The sequence below is a fragment of the Saccharopolyspora sp. genome (assembly GCF_017434145.1).
Classification (GTDB): domain Bacteria; phylum Actinomycetota; class Actinomycetes; order Mycobacteriales; family Pseudonocardiaceae; genus Saccharopolyspora_C; species Saccharopolyspora_C galaxeae.
Window position 1 is genome coordinate 1 of record NZ_JAFRFW010001017.1, and the last position, 7,706, is coordinate 7,706.

Genomic DNA, 7,706 nt, shown 5'->3' on the forward strand with positions numbered 1-7,706 from the left:
CACGCTCAGCAGCAGCGGTGCGGCCGCGACCACCCCGGACGGCGAGGCGGTGACCGCGAGCGTGGCGCACACCGTGCCCGCGGCCAGCGCCCCGACCGACCGCTGCGCCCGCGCCGCCTCGGCGAACACCAGCGTCGCCGCCGCGAACAGCACGATCACCGGCTCCGGACGCAGCGTGGTGCCGTAAGGCAGGTACCAGACCAGGTGCGCGACCAGCAGCGCCCACGGCACCGCCCGCAGGTTCGCCGTCCGGCCGAGCATCGTCGCCAGCAACACCCGCAGCAGCGCCCACGTCGCGAGGCCGCAGAGCGTCGGCACCAGCCGCATCCACCACAGCGACCATCCGCCGAGCCAGCCCCAGACCTGCAGCATGTACTGGCTGAGCCCGAAGGGGTTCTCCGTGGCGTTGTACATGTAGACGAAGTTGCCGAGGTAGCCGGAAGCCTCGGCGTTGCGGGCCATCATCATGTACCAGCCGTCGTCCATGTTGGCCGGTCCGAGCAGCACCCACGCCACCGAGACCAGCACCACGACCGCGTCCGCCGGTGCCGGCCGGGGAACCCGCAGGCGGTGCATCGACTGCGTGCCGCGCCATCGCCGCCAGGCCAGCACCAGCAGCAGCGCCAGGCAGCACGCGTGCGCGATCAGCAGCACCGTTTTCACCGCGGTGGGGCCGGATTCGTAGCGCGCGTCGGTGTGCAGCTCGACGCCGAGCCCGGGAGCGCCGGGGACGTCACTGGCCAGTTCGGCCACCTGGGGCGGCAGCAGGTCCGGCCGGGACACCAGCTCGTGGCCGTCGCGCAGCACCTGCACGCCGCCCGCGTCGGCGTGCACCCGGTAAGCGCAGTCGCCCGCGGGCAGCGGCTCGGCCAGCAGTTCGTCCACGCCGTATCCGAAGTGGACGGTCCCGGAGCCTGCGGTGACGCGCAGGCCGGGTCCTTCCGGCGACGTGCTCAACGCCGTGCCGTCCTGCGCGTCCACCGCGTGCAACGCCCCGCACGGGATCGTCGCGTCGAACTCCAGCGGCCGGTACGGCGATAGCGGCAGCACCGTCGACGATGCCGGAGCATCGGCTTTCGGCCAGCGCACCACCGGGTCGTCGGCGCGGACCGGAGCCAGCACCGCCAACACGCCGAGCAGCAGGGTCAAGCCGCCGAGCGCCGCGAGCAGCGCGGCACCGGCACGCGAGGAACGTGAAAATAAGCCCACGTTTCGTTGATCGCTGACCAGCGTGAATGCTTTTCCGTGGTTGGATTGCTATCCGATTACGATCGTCTGATCTGCGGAAATACCCCGGAGATTCGTCCCGGTTCAAGGGTTTCCCCGCAGCGCGCTCACTCCGCGGCGGTGGCCGCCGCCGCTTCCCGCCACTGGTCGAGATCCCCGCGCAACGCCGCGAGCTTCACCTCGAGCCGTTCGATCGCGTCCGCGCCGACCGGCAGGTGCCCGGGGAGCTTCTCCTGCTCGGTCACCTCGCAGATGAACCGCGCGGCGAGCACCGGGTCGCCGAGCTGAGCATGGTTCGTGGCGGCCGCCCAGTCCAGCGTGTCGTGCGCGGGAGTGCCGTCGTAGACCGCGAGGGAGTTCGCGGGCCGCGACAGCGAGCTGCCGTCCAGGAAGTCCGTCCGGAAAGTACCCGGCTCGACGACCATGCTCTGCACGCCCAGCGGTGCCAGTTCCGCTGCCAGCGCCTCGCTGATCCCGGCCACCGCGAACTTCGTGGCGTTGTACGCGCCCGCGCCCGGCTCGCCCTCGAATCCGCCGCGGGAACCGATGTGCACGATGCGGCCGCCGGACTCGCGCAACGCGGGCAGCGCCGCGCGGGTCGTGCTCAGCAGGCCGAACACGTTCAGCTCGAACAGCGAGCGGACCTCCTGGTCGGACAGTTCCTCCAGCGCGCCCAGCAGGCCGCGACCGGCGTTGTTGACCAGCACGTCGATCCCGCCGAACCGGTCGATCGCCGCGTCGATCGCGGCGGGGACGTCCGCACTGCGCGTCACGTCCAGCTGCACGCCGAGCACCTGCTCCGAGTCCCGCAGGTCGGCCGGGAGCTTGCGCGGGTCGCGGGCTGCGGCCACGACGTCGTTGCCGCGGGCGAGCGCGGCACGGGCGATCTCCGCGCCGAGACCGCGAGCCGCGCCGGTGATGAACCACGTTGCCATTGCCGAATTCCTCTCCTAAGTGCCTGTCTTTGAACTTGTTGTGCGGAGGTGTCCGGGTAGCGGAACCTGGGCACACACCCGGACCGCCAAGTTCAAGGACAGGTTCTAAGATCCTCCGGCCGTGCCGGCCGGACGAACACCACGGAAGCAGCTCGGCGACCCGATTCGGGCGGCTGAGCAGGCCCCGCTCATCGGGGGAAGAACCGTCCCACCCGAGCGGTCCCTCGGCCCGCCTGCGCAGGGCACACTGGTGGTATGAGTCCACAGCGCACCGCTCTTTCGGGGTTCCTGCGGTCCTGCCGGGCCAGGGTGGACCCGGCGGAGCTGGGCCTGCCGGACACCGGCAGGCGACGGGTTCCGGGGCTGCGGCGCGAAGAACTCGCCCGGCTCGCCGGCGTGAGCGTCGACTACTGCACCCGCCTGGAGCAGGGTCGCAGCACCACCGCCTCGGCCGAAGTGCTCGACGCGCTGGCCGGCGCGCTGCGGCTGAACGATGCCGAGCGCAGCCACCTGTTCGACCTGGCCCGCCCCGGCCCGGAACGCAAGCGGCGGCCGAAGCCGCAGCGCGTGGCTCCGGCCACGCTGGACCTGGTGCGCAGCCTCGACCAGGTCTGCTCACCGGCGTTCGTGCTCGGACGGCGGCTGGACGTGCTCGCGCACAACCGGATCGCCGCGGCGCTGATCACCGACTTCAACGCGCTTCCGGCGCAGCGGCGCAACCAGGCGCGGTTCGTGTTCTTCGACCCGCACGCACCCGAGCTCTACGCGGACTGGGACGCGGTGGCCGCGGACACGGTGGCGATGCTGCGGCTGGACGCGGGCCGCAACCCGGACGATCCGAAGCTCAGCGCGCTGATCGGCGAGCTGTCCATCCACAGCGAGAAGTTCCGCCGCTGCTGGTCGGACAACAAGGTGCACCTGCGCACGACCGGGACGAAGGGCTACCACCACCCGCTGGTCGGCGACCTCACCGTCCGGTACCAGGCGCTGACGCCCAACGGCGATCCCGATCAGAGCGTGTACGTCTACACCACCGAGCCGGGATCCTCTTCGGAGGCGGCCATGCACCTGTTGTCCCGGCTCACCTCGGAGGGCAGCGAGCGCACCGCCGAGCAGCCGACGCCTGGGTGAGCGGCATCTTGCGAGCGCGCTCGGCCCGTCGATGGTGGAACGGGACGCGCTGCAGATCGTGGCGGTGCTCGGCACGCTACTGGTGCTGCACGCGCTGATCCGTCCACGCCTCCGGACGATCGCCGCCGTCGCCGGTTGCACCACCGCGGCCGCGGGGCGGCGCACCGGCCGAACATCTAAGTCCACAGTGGACTCGTGTGGAAAGAGCGGGCCGCCGGAGCGAAAAGCCCCGGCGGCCCGGCGGATCGAGCGGCTCGATCAGAACGACAGCGTGCGGAAGATCGCCCGCGGCAGGTGCCGCAGCACGGTCATCACCCAGCGCACCTGCGCCGGGACCCAGATGGACTCCTTGCCCTTGCGGACCGCGTCGACGATCGCGGCGCCGACCTGCTCCGGCGTCTGCGCCATCGGCGCGGGCTTCATGCCCTCGGTCAGCTTCGTCTTCACGAAGTTCGGGCGCACGACCGTGACCTTCACGCCCGAGTCGGACAGCGCGTAGGTCAGCCCGGAGTAGAACAGGTCGATGCCGCCCTTGGCGGAGCCGTAGACGAAGTTCGTCCGGCGCGCGCGCTCACCGGCGGGCGAAGCCATCATCACCAGGTGCCCGTGGCCCTGCTTGCGCAGCTTCTCCGCCAGGTGCACGCCCAGCGACATCGGCGCCACGTAGTTGACCTCCGCGGTCAGCCGCGCGGCCGCCGGGTCGGTCCAGCACTTCTCGTTGTCCAGCTGCACGCCGAACGCGACCAGGGTGACGTCGATGTCGCCGTCGGCGAACGCCTTCTCGACCACCTCGCCGTGCGTTTCCGGGTCGCGGGCCTCGAACTCGATGGTGCTGACCGTGCTGCCGGTCTTGCGCAGCCGCTCGGCCGCGGCCTCGACCAGCTCGGCCTCCTCCGGGCGCGCGGCCAGCACGATCCGCAGCGGGCGCTGGTTCGCGTACCGCTCCGCGGTCGCCAGCGCGATGTCGGAGGTACCGCCGAGGATGAACAGGGACTGCGGGTTGCCAACGGCGTCAATCACAGCTCGAGCCTCCGGCTCATGTCTGAGGCGAAAACGCCTCGGGGGTCAACGGATTGGCGGATCTTGCGGAACTCCTCGACCCGCGGATACATCTTGTGGAACGTCTCCGCGGTGGTCCGCGAGTCCTTCGCGGTGTACAGGCGGCCGCCGAGCGAGAGCACTTCCTCGTCCAGCTCGGTGCAGAACCGGCTCAGCCCGTCCACGATCGGGAAGTCCAGGCACACCATCCAGCCGGGGTGCGGGTAGGACAGCAGGCCCCGGTTGCCCTCGCCCATCTTCTTGATGACGTTGAGGAACGAGACGTGCCCGGAGTGCGCGATCTTGCGGATGATCCGCTTGAGGTCCTCCTCCTTGCCGTACGGCACGGAGAACTGGTACTGCGCGAAGCCCTGCGAACCGTACGCCCTGCTCCACTCACCGATGAGGTCGAGCATGTGGTAGAAGGCGCTGATGTTCTGGATCTGGTCCCGGCCGCGCTTCGGGGTCTTGCGGTAGTACAGCTCGCCGATCGTGCTGAACGTGAGCTTGTTGCCCAGCCGCGGCGGGACCACGTCCGGCAGCGTCAGCAGTTGCGGGGCGTCGAACTTCAGCGGGTCCGCGCGCAGCTTCTTCGGCAGCTGGTCGACGGTGGCCAGCGAACCGCGGCCGAACGCGGCGCGGCCCAGCTTCGACCCGGTGGAGATCGAGTCGAACCAGGCCGAGGAGTAGGTGTACTTCTCGTCCGAGCCGTCGTCGAACAGCGCGATCGTCTCGTCCAGGTCGGCGGTCTGATCGGTGTCCGCGATGAAGTACGCGGTCTCGGTCCGGGTCATCCGGATCTTGGCGCGCAGCAGGATGCCGGTCAGGCCGATGCCCGCCACGGTGGCCCAGAACAGCTCGGACTCGGCGCCGTCCGGCGTCAGCGTGCGGACTTCGCCGTCCGCGGTGAGCAGGTCCATCGACACCACGTGGTTGCCGAAGCTGCCCGCGCTGTGGTGGTTCTTGCCGTGGATGTCGTTGGCGATCGCGCCGCCGATGGTCACCTGGCGGGTGCCCGGCAGCACCGGAACCCACAGGCCGTAGGGCAGCGCGGCCTTCATCAGCTGGTCCAGGCTCACGCCCGCGTCCACGTCCACCAGCGCCGAATCGGGGTCGATGTCGTGGATGCGGTCCAGCGGGGTGATGTCGACGACGACGCCCCCCGCGTTCTGCGCGGGATCGCCGTAGCTGCGGCCCAGGCCGCGGGCGATCACACCGCGCTCGTCGCTCTCGCGCACGGCGCGGGCGATCGCCTCGACATCGCGGGTGCTCAGCACGCGGGCCTGGGTCGGCGCGGTGCGCGCCCAGCCCATCAGCGTGCGGTTCTGCAACGCAGCGGTCACAGGCTCAACCTCCGGGACAGGTCGGAATGGAACACGCCCTCGGGGTCGACCGAGGCGCGGATCTTGCGCCACTCGTGGATGCGCGGGTACATCCGCTCGATCATCTCCGCCGTCGTCCGCGACTCCTTGGCCAGGTACAACCGGCCACCTGCCGCGAGCACCATGTCGTCGAGCTCGCGGCAGAGCCGGTCCAGCCCCGGCGTGACCGGGATGTCGACGGTCAGCGTCCAGCCCTCCCCGGGGAACGACATCGGTGCCGGATTGCCCGGGCCGAACGTCTTGAGCACGTTCAGGAACGACGCGTGCCCGGAGGCGCTGATCTTCTCGACGCAGCGGCGGAACACCGCCTCCTGCCCGAACGGCACCATGAACTGGTACTGCAGGAAACCGTTCGAGCCGTACACCCGGTTCCACTCGCCGACCAGGTCCAGCGGGTGGAAGAACTGGGTGATGTTCTGGACCTGGCCGAACCGCGTCGGCGCCTTGCGGTACCAGACCTCGTTGAAGGCGGTGATCGTGCGGCGGTTCACCAGCCCGTTCGGGAAGATCGCCGGAGCGGTCATCAACTGCGGCGCGTTGAACTTCAACGGGTCCTTGCGCAGCTTGCGCGGCAGGTCCTCCACCTTGGCGGAGTTGCCGCGGGTCAGCAGCGCCCGGCCCATCGCGTCGCCGCGCGCCAGCGAGTCGAACCAGGCGACGGAATAGGTGTAGTTCGCGTCGGAGCCGTCGGTGAAGTGCTCGATCAGCTCGTCGAGGTTCTTCGTCCGCACGTTGTCGACCAGGAAGTAAGCCGTTTCGACGCGCTTGAGGCGGATCGTCGCGCGCAGCACGATGCCGGTCAGCCCCATGCCGCCGACGGTCGCCCAGAACAGCTCCGACCCCTCGCCCTGCGGCGTCAGCGTGCGCACCGAACCGTCGGCGGTGAGCAGGTCCAGCGACAGCACGTGGCTGCCGAACGAACCCTGCGAGTGGTGGTTCTTGCCGTGGATGTCGGCACCGATCGCGCCGCCGACGGTGACCTGGCGGGTGCCCGGCAGCACCGGGATCCACAGGCCGAACGGCAGCAGGCGGCGCATCAGCGCGTCCAGCGAGACACCGGCGTCGGTCACCACGGTCGCCGCGTCGGCGTCGACCTGGTGCACCCGGTCCAGCGCGGTCATGTCGATGACGGTGCCGCCCGCGTTCTGCGCCGGGTCGCCGTAGCTGCGGCCGAGCCCGCGAGCGATGACGCCGCGCGCACCGGCTCCGCGGACCGCCTTGGCGAGCACGTCCACGTCCGGTGTGCTCAGCACCCGCGCCGTGCTCGGCGCCGTGCGGCCCCAGCCGGTCAGCCGCCGTGCCTGCGCAGCGGCCGGACCGCCGGCGGAGTCGCCGTCGGCGTGCTGCTGCTGTACCGATCCCACCCAGCCGAGTCTATCCGCGCGGCATCCCCCGGTACTGCCGGGTAGTCGCCCGCTGAAGCACGGGCGGCGAGTGCCGTAAATAGGTGCGCCGTTACACTTTTCGGGGATCAGTGGCGCCAGTGCGTCGTCGATCTTCCCGGCCTGTCGTTGACGACTCTTGAGGTGACCCAGTGGCCGTGGCCGACACCGAGACCGAGGGCCCCAAGGGCGACCGTCCCGAGGGCGATGGCTCCGCCGGGGCGGACGCAGCGGGCTCCGGATCAGCACAATCCGGGGAATCAGCACAACTCGGGCTGTTCCAGCAGCTCCTGCGGTTCGTGGTGATCGGCGGCGGTTGCGCGCTGATCGACTTCGGCACCTATTCGCTGCTGCTCGGCCTGGCCGGGTTCCCGGTGTGGTTGTCCAAGTCGATCTCGTTCATCCTCGGCACCACCACCTCGTACCTGATCAACCGGAAGTACACCTTCAGCGGCGCCAGCACCGGCAACTCGAAGGCCAAGGCCGGGGCGTTCGCGATCGTCTACACCGTGACGTTCTTCGTGAACATGGGGTCGAACCAGCTGCTGGTGGTGCTGTTCGACGCCCAGCAGGCGTGGCAGTTCACGTTGTTCTGGGTGATCGCGCAGGGC

7 protein-coding genes are annotated in these 7,706 nt (G+C 70.1%); 2 read left to right on the plus strand and 5 right to left on the minus strand.

From position 1 onward, the window contains the following. Both IJH84_RS27710 and IJH84_RS27715 read right to left on the minus strand, forming a co-directional pair. The coding region (locus IJH84_RS27710) for an arabinosyltransferase domain-containing protein (RefSeq protein WP_295150835.1) at positions 1 to 1,209 on the minus strand (1,209 nt) is incomplete at its 3' end. A gap of 125 nt (positions 1,210 to 1,334) precedes the next feature. Next, positions 1,335 to 2,162 carry an SDR family NAD(P)-dependent oxidoreductase gene (locus tag IJH84_RS27715; RefSeq protein ID WP_295150837.1) on the minus strand — a complete coding sequence of 276 codons (828 nt, stop codon included), beginning with the start codon at positions 2,160 to 2,162 and terminating at the stop codon, positions 1,335 to 1,337. A gap of 255 nt (positions 2,163 to 2,417) precedes the next feature. Here IJH84_RS27715 and IJH84_RS27720 point away from each other — a divergent pair, with 255 nt between their 5' ends. Next, positions 2,418 to 3,293, plus strand: a complete 876-nt coding sequence (locus IJH84_RS27720; protein WP_200068147.1) for a helix-turn-helix transcriptional regulator — start codon at positions 2,418 to 2,420, stop codon at positions 3,291 to 3,293. A 258-nt stretch (positions 3,294 to 3,551) separates the two neighbouring features. On the opposite strand, the gene IJH84_RS27725 is transcribed toward IJH84_RS27720, so the two are convergent. Genes IJH84_RS27725 through IJH84_RS27735 form a run of 3 tightly spaced genes read right to left on the minus strand, consistent with a single transcriptional unit; the run spans position 3,552 to position 7,005 of the window. Further along, entirely contained in the window at positions 3,552 to 4,313 is a 762-nt protein-coding gene (locus IJH84_RS27725; protein WP_295150840.1) for a decaprenylphospho-beta-D-erythro-pentofuranosid-2-ulose 2-reductase, read from the minus strand. Beyond that, complete coding sequence (locus tag IJH84_RS27730; protein ID WP_295150844.1) at positions 4,310 to 5,644, minus strand: FAD-binding oxidoreductase; 1,335 nt, start codon at positions 5,642 to 5,644, stop codon at positions 4,310 to 4,312. Before IJH84_RS27730 ends, IJH84_RS27725 begins: the two co-directional genes overlap by 4 nt. A 26-nt stretch (positions 5,645 to 5,670) precedes the next feature. Further along, positions 5,671 to 7,005: an FAD-binding oxidoreductase gene (locus IJH84_RS27735; RefSeq protein ID WP_295150846.1), complete on the minus strand. Its 1,335-nt coding sequence runs from the start codon at positions 7,003 to 7,005 to the stop codon at positions 5,671 to 5,673. A 242-nt stretch (positions 7,006 to 7,247) separates the two neighbouring features. Here IJH84_RS27735 and IJH84_RS27740 point away from each other — a divergent pair. After that, the coding region (locus tag IJH84_RS27740; RefSeq protein WP_295150842.1) for a GtrA family protein at positions 7,248 to 7,706 on the plus strand (459 nt) is incomplete at its 3' end.